Here is a 19595-nt window from a genome sequence, read left to right on the forward strand (position 1 = left end):
ATATTTTTTGCATTTTATGAGTTAAGGGTATTGACTGGCGGCTGGGAATTTGCTATAGTCAATCCTGATAAGGAAGAACTATCTCGCCATAAAATCACCGAAAATACCATCTTTACAAATTCTTATCCCTATTAATAAAACTCTTGTGGGGTGGGCATCCTGCCCGCCTATCTCTACCTTACCCAGATCATATATACCGTAATTTCAAATAATTTTCAATTTTTTTCGCATTTTATGAGTTAAGGGTATTGACTGGCGGCTGGGAATTTGCTATAGTCAATCCTGATAAGGAAGAACTATCTCGCCATAAAATCACCGAAAATACCATCTTCACAAATTCTTACCCCTATTAATAATAAAACTCTTGTGGGGTGGGCATCCTGCCCGCCTATCTCTACCTTACCCAGATCATATATACTGTAAGTTCAAATAATTTTCAATTTTTTTCGCATTTTATGAGTTAAGAGTATTGACTTGCGGCTGGGAATTTGCTATAGTCAATCCTGATAAGGAAGAACTATCTCGCCATAAAATCACCGAAAATACCATCTTTACAAATTCTTATCCCTATTAATAATAAAACTCTTGTGGGGTGGGCATACTATGGCTAACGCCACGCTACGCGAACGACAAGTGTTACAGTGAGCTTGTCGAACTGCTCAGTACAAGTCCTGCCCGCCTATCTCTACTTTACTCAAATCATATATACTGTAAGTTCAAATAATTTTCAATATTTTTCGCATTTTATGAGTTAAGAGTATTGACTTGCGGCTGGGAATTTGCTATACTAAATCCTGATAAGGAAGAACTATCTCGCCATAAAAAATATCCTAAACCCCAATTCCCCGTCCCTCTTCTCGCCATAATTGATTTAACCTAGTAGCGGGCATAGTTAAATACAGAACATCACCAGGGGCCAAAATAGTTTCCAATAAATCCCAGCCTTGGACAGTTTCGTGATTGATTTCCACATACAAAGGCACAAAATCCGCAGACTTAGCCACATCCTTTACCCACTCATCACAAAAAGGGTGTATAGGTGTAATCACAGTCGCAAAAGCTACCCATAAACTATCGGCGATCATGCCATTACCAATAATCCTACCACCAATAGCCGCAGCAGCAAAAGCAGGAGCGGCTAATTCAGCGGGACTGAGTACAGCTTCAAAGTCAAATACCTGTTGCGCTATACCCGCGAAATCAGGATCAGCATAGTTGACAATTACAGGAATATTTGGCGCTAAAGCCTTAGCTTTGAGAGCAATTTCCAAATTCGTGGCATCATCACTAGTAACGGCTAAGACTGAGGTAGCAGTATCTATGTTACTCCTTTGTAAAGTAGCACGGAAACTAGCATCAGCCAGGATGACAGGAATACTCATGTCTCTTGCAGTAGTTACAAATCTGTTATTAGCGTCTGTTTCAATTACTACTACTTCATGGCCACTCAGATGGAGTTGTTGAACAATTTTAATACCAATACCACTTAAACCACAAACAATATAATGATGACGTTCAGGAATTCTGGCCGCATCTAAAAATTGCTTTAAACGACTACCCAGAATAAAATCTGTTAGCATAGCATACCAAATCCCAATCACCGCTGCCCCAATGAGCATAATCACAACGGTAAATAATTTAATACTATCCGGTGCATTTTCTACTACTTTATCATTGCCACCGGCTCCCGTAATCATGCCCACAGCAAAATATAGGGCATCTATAAAGGAGATACTATGTTTAGTGGAAATATAAGTAAATGTAGATAGTAGAATAATTACTAGTAGTGCAATGGCCATACCAGTAACAGATTGGGCGTGCTTCTGAAATTCCCTGATATTGGCAAATATTTTGACCAGTTTTCTGATTAGTGATTTACGCGGTTGACGAATGCGCGGTTGTGTGCCGATAATTAAGCGATCGCCTACTCTTAATTGTTGTTCTGATAAAACCGCAGAAACTAAATTCATTTTTCCCTGCACAGGTACATAATAAATTAGCATCCGCGTAGGATCTTCCCATAAATCACTCAGTTTTTTACCTTTCCAAGGATGATTTTCGTGAATATATTCCTCCTGAATTGGCCAAGTTTGCTGGAGTAATTTAATTTGTCCAATAGCTTTATTTCCCAAAGCTGCAAAAGTAAATACTGGTGCTGCTAAACCAACAACACTCATACTTAAATGGTTTGACAAGGTTTGATCCAAACGCTCACCTAAATTTGTATTATAAAAACGATTAATAATCCGAATTTGCGGGTTTAGAACTCGTGCTTGCATCATAATTGACAAATTTAGCGCATCCTCGGTAGTCGCAATTACTAGAGTATGTGCTTCTTTAATTCCCGCTGCTTGCAGGGTAGAAGCTGCTTGTAACTCACCAACAATTACATTAGCAGCGGTTTCTCCAGAAACGGGTTGGTGGTGAATACCGACAACTATAGCGCCCTGTTGTCTGAGTAATCGCAAAATCTTATATCCAGTACGTCCTAAGCCACAAACAATAATTCGAGGTTTCATACAACAGCAGCATAAAGCATAATATTTTATTTGTATAAAGGGCTATTACTTATTACGAAATAATTCATATAGCAGGAAATAGGGAATAGGTAATAGGTAATAGGTAGTAATATTGAAAGTCTTGATCTGATTAATTCTGACTTTCTTTTATTAATCTCTATTATTGCTCAATTTGCCCGATAATAACTGTAACTGAACACACGATATTCACTTGATAGCAAATTAAAATTAAACTGCATAGAATATATTTATAGAATAATTGACCGCAGATAAACGCAGATAAATACGGATAATGATTATTCTGTGCAGTCTAACATAAAGTTGGTATCAGATACTTCTATTTGAAAATTTTCTCAAGTCATAATTTTAGATTTGAGTTAGTATTTCAGTTAGTAATTATATCCATCCCCGTTCATGGCAAAATTGTCATCAGCGAATATAGCATGATTATTATCATCGCTAGTTTCTTGATCAAGAACTTTGATAACTTTGTTATAAATATCTTCCGCTTCTTGGGGAGAATCACCAATACTTGTTAATCCTAATTTACCAAATTGAGAAAGACAACCCATGAGGTGAAATACCGTACCTGTCTCTGTGCCACTATCAAAATGTAGTCTATAATGGGCGATAATATCCATTAAGTCATTCGGTAATAATCCTCGATAACTGTCTTTTTGTAAATTATCTGTAGCAATATAATATTTAGGTCTTCCCTGTTGACTATAAAATAAACCATTGGATAAGTCATAACGACCATTAGTTAATAATTTTAAGGTCATAAATGGGTGAGTTGTTCCTCCTTTACGCAGGTTAATTTCAATGGCTTGAATATCCCATTCACCATGACCTTTGTCAACAGTAACAAAATCCACTGCAAATCTTTCTAAAGCCCCTTTTTCTGCCAATTTTTTACCAACTTTTAAACCTAATTCCTGTAATTTACAACGATAATTTTCATCCGCAGGAAAGCGACAACCTATATAAATTTGTCCGTCTGGTCCTCCTAATATTTGATCATGGGTAGACAGAATTTCTACCTCTCCAGTGGGTGTAATTCTACCTTGTACACTGGGAGAATCCTTGACTTCTCCTTCTATAAAAGCTTCCACTATTGCACCTAATTCGGGAATACGTTGGGAAAAATTTTCCCAGGTTTCTTGTGAGGATTGAAAACGTAAATTTAGGAAGCGATCGCTAATTGCTGCTACTCTTTGATGATGATCAGCTTTCCCCGGTGCAAAATTCATTATTGGTCTTAAATCTAAAAGTGCATTTCCTTCTCCTGAAAACCCTTCATTTAACTTAATTACCATTCTTTGTAATGTCGGTTGACGTTCCCACAAATCAGCCCCAGCATTAGCTAGATCTTCGCAATTTTTCACTAATTCACTACCATCAGGAAGAGGTACACCACTTTCTTGAAAAATCTGTCTACTCCCGCTTTTAGTTCCCCAAATTTGCAAATCCGGTGCAGCAGCATATAAAGGTACACCCAATTTTAGAGATAATTCTGATTCCCAAAATGTGGAATTATAACATACCATAAAAGCTTTATCTAACCGCAAAGCTTTATGAATTCTTTCCAATAACCGGGGACGTTCTAATATTTTTTGACTTAGGGGTTTTAAAGAAGCATCATAAGTCGAAAGTAGTAATAAACGATGACGAGCGTGAGAAAAAGGAATACCAGGAAGTAATTGCAGATAATAATCAATAATGCTGGGATGCAGTGGCATTGATGTTACATAAATTAACCTAGTCCGGGGATTTCTTAACCGCATTAATGAGAAAAGTAATCTTTCCTCATAATGTTCACAGCCTTCTACCTTGAGTAATTCCCGTTGATCTATACTCAAAGAAGGAATAATTAAAATATCCGCTTCGCTATTGTCGAATAACTCGCTAGTTTTCCAGCGATCGCGTAATGTTAATTGTAAGTTCCGAAATTTATCAATATTATCAATATTTAGTGTCACCATATCCCCGTCCCAATATTATCACCGATTTATATCTAATAATATACCCTAAGATAGAGCATCAATAGCGATCGTTAATGTATCTTTTTGTAACTTTATTAAAGATAAATTCTCAATAAAATAAATTACAAATACAAATAAATTAAGAGATAAAAATCTCCTCTTCCTCCACCTCTGTGTTCTCTGTGCCTGGAGTGGTTAGTTAAAAAAATACCAGCTTCCACATAAAAATTTGTAACTTAAACGTAATTACTCAAAACTTCAAACCAGAGAGAGATAAATAAATAGTTAATAACTAATATAATCTACAAATAAGAATAGATAAATAACAAAAAATCCAATTATGGTATCTTCACAACCATTACATGATATAGAATTAGTAAATTGTGCCAGAGCAAATGCTACCCAGGGCATAGAAACCGCTGCTTATCAGTGTGGTTATGGGGATAATATTAATACATTTGCTCAAGAATTACGCCAAGCTTGTGAAAAAATGAATTTACAAGTTAAAGAACTCAAAGAACTGATTACCGATCAGGATATAATCTTAAAAATGGGTTCTGGAGAAATTATTGCCCCTCAGACAGCATCAGAATTTTAACACTTTGCTCCTGTGCCGAATGTAATAACATAAAGATTGTATTTTGTCAAGTTTTTGGACTCTAAATTGTAGTGAGAACTTTAGTCCTCTCCTCCAGACGCTACATCAACAAAATAAGGGCTAAAGCCCTGGCTACCAACAAAAAATTAATCATAAATTATAATTTTGTGTGACAAATAATTATATAATATAATTCTTTAGTGTGTCGTGTCACCACAACGCGGTTTGATCAGAAAAAAATAAACAAAAATAAACTTACTTAACTTATTTATTGATTTTATCCTCAAAAACGGTAAAATATGGTAAAATATATAAAAAACAAAAAACAGACTTGTTCTAGTACACAAAGGCTGTCGTCAACCAAACATTAAAAATTTGACAAAAGCTTGTGTAATCTGCTTTATTTAAGTTTTAATTTTTAATTTTTAATTCCGCACTGCGGTACTAGCTTCGGTCTCAATAGCAAAGGTTTAGAGATGTTGACTTCATCGGAAACTCCTATAATTGCAGCCATTGTGCTGATAGCGTCCGGCATTTTAGGCTGGGGCTTTTATCGTGCCAGACCCTTTGGTAAACTGGGAATCTTGGCCTGGTTACAATCTGTCGTTTTAATGACTCCCTGGCTTTTGTTCTTTGGATTATTTGCTCTGGGTATTTATGTTAACATTGTCGGGATCTTGTTCTCAGTGATAGTTTCCGCTGGATTGTATATTTTCCTGGGCAGAAAGTTACGCCAAGCAGGTCAAGATGCTATTCTCAAGCAACGAGCCACAGAGCGCCTCGCTGCTCAAAGTTCATCAGTAGCCGATAAAAATATCCCAGCCGTGGTAGAATTACAGTCAGAACCGACTCCCATACCTGAAGCTGATTTAAGCTTAATTCGCGGTATTTTCGGCATTGATACATTTTTCGCTACGGAAACTATTCCCTACCAAGAAGGAGTAGTTTTTAAAGGTAATTTGCGCGGCGAACCAGAGGCTGTTCACAACCGCTTAACGAAGAGTTTGCAAGAACGGTTAAATGATAAATATCGACTGTTTTTGGTAGAAAATACTGAGGGTAAACCAGTAATTATTGTTCTCCCTAGCCGCACTGACCCCCAACGGACTCAATTAGGACAAAAAGCCTTTGCGGTGATTTTGTTGATAGCAACTATGGCTACAAGTCTAGAAGTGGGAGGTATATTACAGAATTTTGATTTACTCAGTAACCCCGAACGTTTTGCAGAAGCTTTACCTATTGCTTTGGGCTTATTTGTCATTCTCATATCTCATGAAGTCGGACATTGGTTGTTAGCACGTCGTCACCAAGTACGGTTAAGTTGGCCGTTCTTTTTACCAGCGGTGCAGGTTGGCTCTTTTGGGGCAATTACTAGGTTTGAGTCCCTTGTCCCTAACCGGAATGCTTTGTTTGATATTGCTTTGGCAGGACCTGCTTTCGGTGGCATTACTTCCCTGTTATTATTGGTGGTAGGGTTGCTACTTTCCCACCCCGGCAGTTTATTCCAATTACCAAATCAGTTTTTTCAAGGTTCTATTTTAGTCGGTAGTTTAGCGCGGGTTGTCCTCGGTTCGGCTTTACATTCCCCTGTAGTCAATATTCATCCTTTGGTAATTATTGGTTGGCTAGGATTAGTCATTACTGCGTTAAATTTAATGCCCGCTGGACAATTGGACGGGGGGAGGATTGTACAAGCCATTTATGGGCGCAAAACCGCAGGGAGAACCACTTTTGCGACCATAGTTTTACTCGCTATCGTATCCCTGGGTAATCCCTTGGCTATGTATTGGGCAATTCTGATTTTGTTTTTACAACGCGATTTAGAACGTCCTAGTCTCAATGAAATTACTGAACCAGATGATGCTAGAGCAGCTTTATGTCTTTTGGCTCTGTTTCTAATGATTGCTACTCTTTTACCCTTGACCCCCGCTTTGGCTGGACGTTTGGGTATTGGTACGTAGGAATAAAGCAGAGCCTCTTAATAGCATTCCCAGTCTCCGACTGGGAACGAGATATTTAACGAGATATTTTCTTTACCAAGTTCCTACGGTTGCCAATTTGCTAGTAAGTTGGGATAATTTGCTGGTGTGGGGAATATTTTTCGCCATGTTTGTTGACGTTGTTGGGGTTTTTCTTGGCTGATATTCCATAGGGTTTCATAGAAGAAAAAGGAAACACCAGCAAATTTCCTCTCGCGCACTTTCTCAACTTGGGTTTTTATTTGTTCTATGGAAACTGAACGATTTTTTAACCCACTTAAAATCCCAATACTTACGGGAATATGACTTTGGGCTAGTTTTACTTCTGGATATTCTAATTCGCTGATAAAGATGTTTAAATCATCACGATAAATCTGTAAAACCAAGTCTTCAATTATTCCCATTCTTTCCCATTTTTGCCAATCTGCTAGGAAATATTCATAGGAAAAACGCTGGGGATTTGGTGCCACGGAAACGATACAATCTTTTTTATTGGCTTTAATTGCTGTAAATACCTGCTTCATAAATGCGGTGATTTTGTTCGCTCTCCAATTTACCCATTCTGGATTTTTGAAGTCTGTGGGGGGAAGTTTACCCTGATGTTCTTGCTGGTATAATGCTGTAGTGTAGGCATCATATCCTAGTTCTGATGGTAAACCGAAATGATCATCAAATTGAATTCCATCAAGATCATAATTTTTAACTATTTCTACTATTAAATCTTGAATAAATTTTTGCACTTCGGGACGAAAGGGATTTAACCAAACTCGGTTATGTATTCCTTCTTTGACTATTCTTGTGCCATCTTTGCGATTTGTCAACCAACCAGGACGATTTTTAGCTAAAAGTGAATCAGCAGGTGCCATAAAGCCAAATTCAAACCAGGGAATTACTGTTAAATTTTGTTTATGTCCCTGGGTGATGATTTCTTTGAGCATATCTCGCTTTTGCAGTCCGGGGGTAGGGTCAACTGCTTTACCAATGACTTTGGCTGCTACTTTGCTAGGATACAATGTATATCCCCAATTCCAGACGGCGGGATAAACGGTGTTAAAGTTGAATTGCTGTAATGTTCGTAAACTCTGTTTTAATCGTTCTCTTGCAAATAAAACATCACTATCAATATTTGTTAACCATACTCCCCTTAATTCTGTAGAATTAGGCATTTGTGCTTTTAAGGAGAATGACGGCATAATGATAGCTATCATACTCATGGCCATGATAACCGCTAAAAATCCCAGTTTTCTAGTTTGATGTTGCCATTTGAGAAATATTTTTTTCATTAATTTCAATTAATTTAATTGCAAAACTTTGCCTTCTGTGCAATTTTACATTATTCTTAGGCATAATCTCGCAAATAACTATATTCTCCTCCTTGTTGTCTTGAGTCTAATTACCAGATTTTAATACTAAAATATCCATGAAAACATCTACAGCCCCTAACTATAGCCAACCACCTACCAACTACCCCCCCTCTGTCCCTCTCTACGTTTATCGGGAGTTGACAGCGGAGTTACAAGCAATACAATCCAAATTGGATGTAGTCACAAATCACAATCAAAAACTAGCCCAAGAAAATCAACAACTGCGTCAAGAAATTACCAAAGTGATTGAGTCTTGCTTAGAACTACAAAGGTTAGTTGATGCTTCAGCACCTAGTTCTCCCGTAGCACCTCAACTGAATAAAGAAGTCAAATCTTTAACGCAACTTCAAGCTACAATCAATAATAACCATGAGGTAACATATACAAATAAGCCGAAAGTTACCACAGCACCTCCACGTCAAGAGCCTAAACCCCAGAAAAAGGCAGTCATAAAAAATACACATTCTCAAAACCATCACCAGGGGGCGGCCGTATCTGGTACGGATATTAACGCTACGGGGTCACAAAAGGTATTTATAGAAGAGAAAAAGGTACGCTTTTCTCGTCCTACCATGTCTAATACAAAGGAATTGAGTGGCTGGAATTTATTAATCACCATTGTATTAATTATGATTACTGGTTTTGCGGCTGGGTATGTAGTTGTTCGTCCCTTATTCCAAAATCATAGTCAACAGTTTCAACTTAAACATTAGAAATGTAGAGACGTTCCAGGAAACGTCTCTACTAAATTTGGTTGTTTCCTATTGATTATCTATCAACAGAACCCATAATTACGTCAATACTACCGAGAATAACAACAATATCTGCTACCTTCATTCCTCGGAGTAAATGGGGAAGAATTTGTAGGTTGTTGAAATCTGCGGCGCGAATTTTCCAGCGCCAGGGGAAAACATTATTATCACCAACTAGGTAAATTCCCAATTCTCCCTTACCACTTTCGACACGGGAGTAAATTTCACCTTTAGGAACTTTAAAAGTAGGAGCAACTTTTTTAGCCACGAACTGGTAATCAAAACCATCCCATTCAGATTTTTTTCCAGCCATTAACCGTTTCGCTTCCAGGTTTTCGTAAGGTCCTCCGGGTAATCCTGCAATAGCTTGGCGAATGATTTTTACAGATTCGCGCATTTCTCGCATCCGTACCATGTAGCGTGCAAGACAATCGCCGACAGTTTCCCACTGAACATCCCAATCAAAATCATCGTAACATTCATAGTGGTCAACCTTCCGTAAATCCCATTTTACCCCAGAAGCGCGTAACATCGGACCAGAAAGCCCCCAATTAATAGCTTCTTCACGGGTAATAGTTCCCAGACCTTCAATACGGCGGCGGAAAATGGGGTTATTGGTAACTAAGCGTTCATACTCATCAACTTTGGGGATAAAGTAATCACAAAAATCTAAACACTTATCTACCCAACCATAGGGTAAGTCAACAGCCACACCACCAACACGGAAATAGTTATGATTAACCATGCGGTAGCCTGTGGCGGCTTCCCACAGATCATAAATCATTTCCCGTTCCCGGAATTGGTAGAAAAAGGGTGTTTGTGCGCCAACGTCAGCTAAGAATGGACCAAACCATAGGAGGTGGTTAGCAATGCGGTTGAGTTCCAGCATGATCACACGGATATAGCTGGCGCGTTTGGGTACGGTAATACCCGCTAATTTTTCCGGTGCGTTGACTGTCACCGCTTCATTAAACATCCCCGCAGCGTAGTCCCAACGGCTAACGTAGGGGACATACATGATTGTAGAACGGTTTTCGGCAATTTTCTCCATCCCCCGGTGTAAATAGCCTATAACTGGTTCACAGTCAACGACATCTTCACCATCTAAGGTCATGATTAAGCGCAAAACTCCGTGCATTGATGGGTGATGAGGACCCATATTTAGCACCATCGGTTCGGTGCGGGTTTCTATTCTACTCATAGATTTTGCTGTTCTCCCGTTGTGGATGTTGTCAATTGACCCGCTAAGATTAACTTGTACTTCAATTATTATAGGGAAGCTTGATATATAGGGGATTAAGAGTTTTGACTTTTTTCATGTATCAGATGATGATTGGTATTGAGTTCTTGACAATTATATCAATATTTGGGTAGTTTTGCTGGTTTTTGACTCGTAGTAAGATAGATTTAATTTATAATTACCTTAATTAGTATCTATGGCTATCTATGGCTAATTTTTTTTAGCTCACCCAGAAGCGCGAGGTGCGAAGTTGGAGAAGCAGAGTTTTTTTAAGGGGTATGATTCAGTTATGAAGTATTTGCAAGTTTATTTTCAGGAAGTTAATCAAGTTTATCAAGGACAAAATGCTACTGAGCATAGTTATCGTCCAGCTTTGAAGAAGTTAATGGAGTCTTTAGATTCTGGTATTCAAGCTATTAATGAACCGAAAAGAATCGCTTGTGGTGCGCCGGATTTTGTGATCAAAAATGGTGTTTTAGATGTTGGTCATATTGAGGCTAAAGATATTGGTGTTTCTCTGAAAAAAGCGGAAAAAACTGCTCAAATGGGGCGTTATTTTCAGGCTTTGGGTAATTTGATTTTAACTGATTATTTAGAGTTTCGTTGGTATGTCGAAGGAGAGTTAAAACTATCTGCATCCTTGGGAACTATTGATAAAAACAAGAAAATCAAAGTTGATCAGGAAGGAATACAGGAAGTTGACCAACTTTTGCAGCAATTTTTATTAGCTAAAGTTCCCCAAATCACGACACCCAAGGATTTAGCTAAACGTATGGCTAGTTTAGCTCAATTGATGAGAGATGCTATTAAAACAGCGTTGCATGATGTGGATAAAGGGGGAACTTTACGGGAACAGTTGGAATCATTTCAACGAGTATTAATTAAGGATTTAACCGTTGAACAATTTGCGGATATGTACGCCCAAACCATTTGTTATGGTTTATTTGCAGCGCGGTGTAATACTGATAATGTTCAGACTTTTTCACGGGAAACAGCAGCGTTTAAATTACCGAAAACTAACCCTTTTTTAAGAAGTATTTTTGGACAAATAGCCGGACCTGATTTAGATGATAGAATTAGTTGGGCTGTAGATAATTTAGCGCGTATTCTCCAACAAACGGAAATGGCGGAAATTCTCAAAAATTTTGGTAAACGGACTCGCAGAGAAGACCCTGTTGTCCATTTTTATGAAACGTTTTTGGCGGAATATGACCCGAAAATGCGAGAATCAAGAGGGGTTTATTATACTCCTGAACCTGTGGTTAATTATATTGTCAAAAGTGTAGATTATATTCTCAAACATAAGTTTAATATTAGTAAGGGTTTAGCAGATTCTAAAAAGATTAAAGTTCCTAATCCCAAGGGTGAGGGAACTATCGAAACCCATCAAGTTTTGATTTTAGATCCTGCGGTGGGAACGGGAACTTTTATTCACAATGTCATTGATTTTATTTATGATAAGTTTAAAAATCAAAGGGGGATGTGGTCAAGTTATGTTAGTCAACATTTATTACCGCGATTATTTGGTTTTGAGTTATTAATGGCTCCCTATACTGTAGCACATATAAAATTAGTTTTACAGTTGCAAGAATTGGGTTATGATTTTAGTTCTGAGGAACGGTTAAGGATTTATTTAACTAATACCTTACAAGAGGCTTTTCAGTTAGAAGATCAAATGGTTAGTTTTAGTTATCGAATTAAACAAGAAGCAGAAGCAGCAAAGCTTATTAAACAAGAAAATCCAGTTATGGTAATTTTGGGAAATCCTCCTTATTCTGGACACTCTGTAAATACAGGTGATTGGATCAAAAATCTTTTGAAAGGTGAAGATAGTATTTATAATTGTGAAACAGGAAGTTATTTTGAAGTTGACGGAAAACCTTTAGGTGAAAAAAATCCTAAATGGTTAAATGATGATTATGTAAAATTTATCCGGTTTAGTCAATGGAGAATTGAAAAAACAGGTTACGGAATTTTAGCTTTTATTACCAATCATGGTTATTTAGATAACCCCACTTTTCGGGGTATGCGTCAAAGTTTAATGGAAACTTTTGATGAGATTTATGTTTTAGATTTACATGGTAATAGCAAGAAGAAAGAAGTTTGTCCTGACGGTTCAGCAGATCAAAATGTTTTTGATATTCAGCAAGGGGTAGCAATTGGATTTTTTATTAAATATCAAAATAAAGAACAAAATAGTCAGAAACAATTAGCAACAGTTTATCATGCTGATTTATGGGGTTCTAGAGAAGTTTATGAAAATAAAGAGTTAGTTGGTGGTAAGTATCATTGGTTAGGGGAAAATGATATTAATTCTACTAATTGGGAACAATTAGCACCAAATACACCATTTTATTTATTTAAGCCTCAAAATATTGATTTAAGAAGTGAATATGAGCAAATGTGGAAAATTAACGAAATAATGAGTGTTAATGTTTTAGGTTTTCAAACTCATAGAGACCATTTTGCTATTGATTTTGATGAAGAAAGTATGACTAAAAAAATTCAGGAATTACGAGAGAATAATTTATCTAATCAAGAATATGCTGATAAATATAATATCAAAGATAATCGAGATTGGCAATTAGATAAATCTCGTAAATTAATTCGTTCGGATAATCAATGGAAAGCTAAAATAATTACTTGTTTATATCGTCCTTTTGATTGGCGTTACTGTTATTTTAGTTATGCGACAATGGATTATCCTAGACGAGAATTACTCGATCATGTTTTTAGAAAATATAATTTATGTTTGTTATCTTCAAGACAACAAGCAACTTTAGGTTATAGACATTGTTGGGTTTCTATGCACGTTCCTGAATCTTGTGTTGTTTCTACTACGAGTCGTGAGGGTAATCAAATTTTTCCTCTTTACCTTTACCCAACTAATAAGCCTACTCTTGATAATAATGTCATTAATCAGTCTCATGAACGTAAACCGAACTTATCCCCACAATTTATTACACAATTCTCTCAAAAACTAGATTTAGAATTTATTTCTGATGGAAAAGGCGATAAAACTAAAACCTTTGGACCAGAGGATATTTTTAATTACATTTACGCTATCTTTCATGCTCCTATTTACCGTCAAAGCTACGCCGAATTTTTAAAGATTGATTTTCCTCGTGTTCCTTTAACCGCCAATGCTGCACTTTTTTGGGAATTAGTAATCAAAGGTGATAAACTAGTCAAATACCATTTAATGAAGGAAACCGGAACAGAAATTTCTACCTATCCTATTCCTGGTTCTGATATGGTCGAACAAGTCAAATATCATGAAAATCATCAACAAATCTGGATAAATGCTGAACAGTATTTTGATCAAGTTCCGCAACAAATCTGGAATTTTTATATTGGTGGTTATCAAGTTTGTCAAAAATGGTTGAAAGACAGAAAAGGAAGACAATTAAATTTTGATGATATTAGTCATTATCAAAATATTATTTCCATCATATCGGAGACTATTAAGATTATGGAAAATATTGATCAAATCATTGACAAATATGGCGGTTTTCCGTTAGAATGAAATAAAAAAGGTGTTCATTTTCAGCTATAAAGATTAAGAAATTGTCTAATATTCCAGCATCTAACCCCAATCAAGCAAATGGTGAAATCTCTCTTAATGATAGATGGTCTTATCTTAATCAATATGAGAAAAAATATCTCAAAGAAGCTATGAAAGCTTATGATAAAATTATAGAATCAAAAGACGATATTCTCAAAATAGCCAATCGGTATCAATTAAATTGTGAGGATATTGAACGAGCTAAACAGTATGCTTTTGGTAGGGGAGTGTTACAATATCAATTTATCCCTGATTTGCGTATGGCTGAAAGTTGGGAAAGAATGACACTAGGAGAAGAAATTGATAGTGATGAGGTTTTACTAAAGCATGAAATTCTTGAATCAGATTTGGTAATTAATCAAGGTATGAATCAATTAGATGCTCATAAAATAGCTCAAAATAAATACCCTTGGTCTATAATGATAACTAAATGATAACTAAAGCAGATAAGCAAAAATGAACAAAACATCTGAACAAAAATTTTTAGAAGCCTTAGATATTTGTCAATTATTAATTGATTTTAAATATCGTCCTACCAATTTAACCTATCAAGCAATAGAGTTATTTTGTGATATCGGTAAAAATCCTCTTGAATTATTAGAATTATGTCAAAAATATTCTGGTAGGATTGAAAAAATATGCGAAGTTATTCATGAATATGGCACAAGTATAGATAATTGGCGTGTTGATTGTCCCCTTGGTTTTGGTGTAAAAGATCATTGTAGCTTTTTGAGTTTTTTTCTCAATCTTGATCCTTGCCAATTTGAATATTTTACAGACAATTTTACCACATTAGAACAAATTGCGGAACTATTTAAAGATTGGAAAGGAATTGATTTTAATTCTGTCATTAAAAAGCAAAAAGTAGTTACATTTTCATAAATTAATAAAATAAATTAATGAGCAAATCAGATTTACAAAACTCACTAGATTTAGAAGAAATTACATTTTCCCATATTCCCGTTCTCAGTCAAGAAGTAATCACAGGTTTAAATATCCAACCTGGTGGACATTATTTAGATTTAACCGTTGGTGGTGGAGGTCACAGTCGCTTAATCTTAGCAACTGCTGAAGATGTGAAAATTACCGCTGTTGACCAAGATTTAGATGCTTTAAATGCAGCCAAAGAGAATTTAGCGGAATTTGGAAATAGAGTGAATTTTATTCATAGCAACTTTGCAAATTACCAATTTCTAGAAAGTACATATCATGGAATTTTAGCAGATTTGGGAGTAAGTTCATATCATTTAGATCATCCAGAACGAGGTTTTAGTTTTAGAAATACTGCTAATTTAGATATGCGTATGAACCAACAACAGTCCCTCACCGCTGGAGATATTATCAATGAATGGGACGAAAAAGAATTGGCGGATATTTTCTTTAAATATGGTGAAGAGAGACTTTCCAGAAAAATAGCTAGAAGAATAGTAGAAAATCGCCCATTTAATACTACTACAGAATTAGCAAATGCGATCGCCTACTCTGTCCCTCCTAAATATCGCTACGGAAGAATACACCCTGCAACCCGTGTTTTCCAAGCCCTGCGAATAGCAGTCAATGATGAATTAACAGTCTTAGAAACCTTAATAGAAAAAGCACCAACAGCCCTTATTCCCGGCGGAAAAATAGCAATTATCAGTTTTCACAGCTTAGAAGATAGAATAGTTAAACACGGTTTAAGAAACTTACCCTTCTTGCGAATTTTAACAAAAAAACCAATTATGGCTACGGAAGCGGAAATAAAAGAAAACCCCCGTTCTCGTTCTGCTAAGTTGAGAATAGCACAAAAAGAAATTTGACGATGATTGATACTTTTAAACTCTCTCTTTGTCCCTGGTTTAGCCTTAACACTCTTTTTTGAACTAACCACTCCAGGCACGGAGGACAGGGAGTGAAGAAAATTCTTGACTGAATTATCTACTGTTGTTATATGCTATATTTTGATGTTTTGAATCAGAAATTGAGTTATGAAGAAAAACCCGATAGTATTGATGTTTAGCACTATGATTATTGGTTTGGGATTTTTACCGTCTTTAGCGCAAGCGAAACCTCCTAAACCTCCTGCTTCTGATACCCAAGTCGCAGCCATGGTGGAAGCTTTGCGACTAGCTGCACCGAAAACGAAAAAGCGCAATGATGGATATTATAGTGAATGGCAAGTTAAACCGGACACTCTCAAAGGTTGGACGAGAAATTGTCTGAAAAAAGAATTAACACCAACTCAGTTTGAAAATGATCCCAAGGTAGCCCGTCAAGTTGTTTCTTGTATCACCACCCGTGAGTTAAATAAGCAATTTGCAGCCACTAAAAACGATGAGACTGCTGCTGTGCGTGGTGTTGCTTGTTGGTGGATGACTGGTAACTATACGGGCTGCGATAAGGGCTTTACGGCTGGTTATGTGCAGCAGGTGGTTCGCTTTTACAAGCAAGAAGTTTCTAAACCAGCAGCGGTAACTCCTGCACCACAAAAAACCCCAAATAAAACCCCAAATAAAAATAATTCAAATTAGGTTTATTTATTCCTGATGGTACTTTTAAAATATCCTGTTGAAGGTCAGGGAAGTTATTATTAGGATATGGCTAATGGCCTGATTCTTGTATAGGGGTAATCCAGGAATTACCCCTAATTTCTGTTTTTTCTGTTTTGCTTCTTGAATATGAAATAACTGGGACAGAAAGAACAAATAAAATATTAAATTTACTCAAAAAAAAGTAAAAATGATCCCACATTTGCTAAAATTACTTAATGCTAAACCAAAAATTAACAGATAATTGCCGGCATAATTAAAGGAGGATTTATCCAATGAATAAAGTATTAAATGAAACTCTGTCTCATCAAGTTGCAAACACTATCAAAAGTAAAGCCAAAAAACCTTTTGATAATGCTTATAAAGCGGTTTTAGTGACTGAGGGGGCAAAGTATGTACAAGGCTTTTTAGTATTTGCGGGTAAGCCATATAAACCCGTTGAACATGGTTGGATTGAAGTTAATGATGTGATTATTGATCCTACACTTCCTTTTCTCCAAAAAAAGCCCCAAGAACTTTATTATTTTCCGGCTCAAAGTCTCAGTGTTAAGAAGTTAAAAGCCGTAATTGAAGAATCTCAGGAAGATTATCCAGAGGATGATCCTTTACCTATTTATGGTGAAGCGCCTTATGATTATTATGGTGATGTTATGTTGGGTGGCCAAGAATATTTGCTGGCCTATCAAGCCGCAGAGATCAAGTGTCAAGAAATCAATGGTTTAATTTTTGAAAAAAATTAGTTAGCATTCAGTTACAATTCTACTTTTGCAAGTTCTAACGGTTTTCAATTTCCTATTTCCTATTTATGAGCATCTACCCATCTCAAGTTAAATCGGATACGGTATACCGCCCTCGAGAAAATGACTGGCGGTTATTTTTGCGCTTAGTACCCTATGGTCGTCGTTATGGCAAATTATTGGCAGTATCTATGTTACTGCTAATTCCTATTGCTGTTGCTAGTGCTATTAAACCCATGTTAGTCGGACAAGCAGTTTCTCTAATTCGCAAAGAACCAAGTACATATCAATTTTTGCAAAATATGCCCCTGTGGCAGGGTTTAAATATTCTCATTGGGATGTTACTGATAGCAACGGCTATCCGCTTAGTATTAATAGGTGTACAAGGTTATTTAGTTCAGAAATTAGGACAAAAAATCACAGCAGCTATTCGTGAGGATTTATTTGATCATGTGACATCTTTAGCTGTACGTTTTTTTGACAGTACACCCGTAGGTAAATTAATTACTAGACTTACTAGTGATGTAGAAAGTTTAGGAGATGTTTTTTCGACTGGGGCTATAGGTATTATTTCTGATTTATTATCTATGGTAGTGATTATTGGATTGATGTTTTCAATTCAATGGCAACTTGCTTGTTTGTTGATATTTATTCTTTTCCCAGTTACTTGGTTAATAATTTATTTCCAACAGCAATATCGAGCAGCTAATTATAAAAGCAGAGAAGAACTTTCTCAACTAAATTCTCAACTCCAAGAAAATATTGTTGGTATTAATGTAGTCCAATTATTCCGCCGAGAAAAAGTTAATTTGGAGTTATTTCGGGCTGCTAATCAACGTTATGTCAGGGAAGTAGATACTAGTATTTGGTTTGATTCAGCGGTTTCTGCCACCCTAGAATGGGTTGCTTTAATTGCTATTGCTGGGGTATTATGGTTAGGTGGCGGGTTATTGTTAGATCAACAAATCACCTTTGGGATTTTATCGGCATTTATTTTATATGCCCAACAATTCTTTGAACCTTTGCGGAATTTTGCCGAAAAATTTACCGTGATTCAATCTGGTTTTACGGCTATTGAACGGGTAATTGATATTTTAGATGAACCCATCGAAATTAAAGATTACCCAGGTTCAGAAAGTTTCAATAAAAATTTTGAATTTGGTTACATTGATCAGATCATCTCTAAGTTAGAAACTCAAGATTTTACACCTATTCCCGCCTTGGGGGAAATTAAGTTTGAAAATGTTTCCTTTGCGTATAAAGATGATGATTATGTGATTAAAAATTTAGACTTTACTATTTACCCAGGGGAAAAAGTCGCTTTAGTCGGTCCGACAGGTGCGGGGAAAAGTTCGATTATTCGCTTGTTGTGTCGTCTTTATGAACCAACTCAAGGACGTATTCTAATTGACGGTGTGGATATCCGCGAAATTCCCCAAAGGGAACTGCGAAGTTATATGACGGTAATTTTGCAGGAGGCGTTTTTGTTTGCGGGTGATGTGAAAAGTAACATTACTTTAGGTGATGATTACAGTTTTGCAGAAATTGAACAAGCAGCGGTGAGAACCAATGTTGCAGCGTTTATTAATCAACTACCCCAGGGTTATGATACTCAATTGCGAGAACGGGCGACAAATATTTCTAGTGGTCAAAAACAACTTTTAGCCTTTGCGCGGGCTGCTATTCGTAACCCTGAAATTTTGGTGCTAGATGAAGCTACAGCTAGTTTGGACGTGGGGACTGAGTCTTTGGTTCAAGAGGCTTTAAATCAGTTGCTGATAGGGCGTACAGCAATTATTATTGCTCACCGTTTGTCTACGATTCGTAATGTAGACCGGATTTTTGTGTTGAAGCGGGGAGAATTGATTGAACAGGGTAGTCATGAAGAATTGTTGCAACAAGAGGGATTTTATGCTACTTTGCACAATTTGCAAATGTTAGGAATTTAACAACAACTGAATCAATACCTTGACGATTTTTTTGTAAGTGGGGTTTGAAACGGTTGAACAAACCTCAAACCCACCTACGAATCAGGGCTTTTTTAATTTGGCCAAGGTATTGTTGAATGAGATCCAAAATTTACTTAAAAAAGTATACACCGAAAAACTTGTGACTCTATTCCCTCTTCATTATTCATCTAAACCTCCTGGTGATGGGAGGAATGGAGGGTTAATTGTGAAACGTCCGTTGAGTAATTTTGTGTGCCAGCACAAACAATGAGAGGGACAGTTGAGCAATTAACAAATCTTTTATACTGCATACGAATAACCATCCTTTGCGTGAATGCGTTTACAAAACTTATGTGATATTCCTTGAATCAATCCATTTTTA

General features: G+C 36.6%; 14 protein-coding genes. 10 read left to right on the forward strand and 4 right to left on the reverse strand.

What is annotated here, in order from left to right:
• Positions 1-830: 830 nt before the first annotated feature.
• Both H6F39_RS18390 and H6F39_RS18395 read right to left on the reverse strand, forming a co-directional pair.
• Positions 831-2519, reverse strand: coding sequence for a TrkA family potassium uptake protein (locus tag H6F39_RS18390; protein WP_190397185.1), 1689 nt, complete (start codon positions 2517-2519; stop codon positions 831-833).
• A gap of 389 nt (positions 2520-2908) precedes the next feature.
• Positions 2909-4501 (reverse strand): peptide ligase PGM1-related protein, encoded by a 1593-nt coding sequence (locus tag H6F39_RS18395; RefSeq protein ID WP_190397186.1) that lies wholly within the window; start codon positions 4499-4501, stop codon positions 2909-2911.
• Between the two features lie 340 nt (positions 4502-4841).
• Between H6F39_RS18395 and H6F39_RS18400 the strand changes: the two genes are divergently transcribed.
• Positions 4842-5099 (forward strand): hypothetical protein, encoded by a 258-nt coding sequence (locus H6F39_RS18400; protein ID WP_137909416.1) that lies wholly within the window; start codon positions 4842-4844, stop codon positions 5097-5099.
• Between the two features lie 476 nt (positions 5100-5575).
• On the forward strand, positions 5576-7060 hold the full coding sequence (locus H6F39_RS18405) for a site-2 protease family protein (protein ID WP_190397187.1): 1485 nt from the start codon (positions 5576-5578) through the stop codon (positions 7058-7060).
• Between the two features lie 83 nt (positions 7061-7143).
• Here the strand turns inward: H6F39_RS18405 and H6F39_RS18410 are convergent, their stop codons facing one another.
• Positions 7144-8361, reverse strand: coding sequence for a glycoside hydrolase family 10 protein (locus tag H6F39_RS18410; RefSeq protein WP_137909414.1), 1218 nt, complete (start codon positions 8359-8361; stop codon positions 7144-7146).
• A gap of 137 nt (positions 8362-8498) precedes the next feature.
• Here H6F39_RS18410 and H6F39_RS18415 point away from each other — a divergent pair, with 137 nt between their 5' ends.
• The gene (locus H6F39_RS18415) at positions 8499-9155 is read left to right on the forward strand and encodes a hypothetical protein (protein ID WP_190397188.1); all 657 of its coding nucleotides are present in this window, start codon (positions 8499-8501) and stop codon (positions 9153-9155) included.
• 55 nt (positions 9156-9210) lie between these two features.
• On the opposite strand, the gene H6F39_RS18420 is transcribed toward H6F39_RS18415, so the two are convergent.
• Positions 9211-10395, reverse strand: a complete 1185-nt coding sequence (locus tag H6F39_RS18420; RefSeq protein WP_028083481.1) for an NAD(P)H-quinone oxidoreductase subunit H — start codon at positions 10393-10395, stop codon at positions 9211-9213.
• 328 nt (positions 10396-10723) lie between these two features.
• On the opposite strand from H6F39_RS18420, the gene H6F39_RS18425 reads away from it, so the two are divergent.
• From H6F39_RS18425 to H6F39_RS18455, 7 genes are all read left to right on the forward strand, one after another.
• The gene (locus H6F39_RS18425) at positions 10724-13960 is read left to right on the forward strand and encodes a type ISP restriction/modification enzyme (protein WP_190397189.1); all 3237 of its coding nucleotides are present in this window, start codon (positions 10724-10726) and stop codon (positions 13958-13960) included.
• Positions 13961-14001: 41 nt separating this feature from the next.
• Complete coding sequence (locus tag H6F39_RS18430) at positions 14002-14433, forward strand: hypothetical protein (RefSeq protein WP_199290986.1); 432 nt, start codon at positions 14002-14004, stop codon at positions 14431-14433.
• A gap of 22 nt (positions 14434-14455) precedes the next feature.
• Complete coding sequence (locus H6F39_RS18435) at positions 14456-14881, forward strand: hypothetical protein (RefSeq protein WP_137909411.1); 426 nt, start codon at positions 14456-14458, stop codon at positions 14879-14881.
• Between the two features lie 17 nt (positions 14882-14898).
• Positions 14899-15798 (forward strand): 16S rRNA (cytosine(1402)-N(4))-methyltransferase RsmH, encoded by a 900-nt coding sequence (gene rsmH / locus H6F39_RS18440; protein WP_190371731.1) that lies wholly within the window; start codon positions 14899-14901, stop codon positions 15796-15798.
• A gap of 168 nt (positions 15799-15966) precedes the next feature.
• Positions 15967-16509, forward strand: a complete 543-nt coding sequence (locus H6F39_RS18445) for a hypothetical protein (RefSeq protein WP_190397190.1) — start codon at positions 15967-15969, stop codon at positions 16507-16509.
• A gap of 293 nt (positions 16510-16802) precedes the next feature.
• Positions 16803-17267 carry a hypothetical protein gene (locus tag H6F39_RS18450; protein WP_137909408.1) on the forward strand — a complete coding sequence of 155 codons (465 nt, stop codon included), beginning with the start codon at positions 16803-16805 and terminating at the stop codon, positions 17265-17267.
• A 65-nt stretch (positions 17268-17332) separates the two neighbouring features.
• Positions 17333-19213 (forward strand): ABC transporter ATP-binding protein, encoded by a 1881-nt coding sequence (locus H6F39_RS18455; RefSeq protein WP_190371730.1) that lies wholly within the window; start codon positions 17333-17335, stop codon positions 19211-19213.
• The last annotated feature ends 382 nt before the right edge of the window (positions 19214-19595 follow it).

It is taken from the genome of Dolichospermum sp. FACHB-1250, from assembly GCF_014696335.1.
GTDB lineage: Bacteria > Cyanobacteriota > Cyanobacteriia > Cyanobacteriales > Nostocaceae > Dolichospermum > Dolichospermum planctonicum.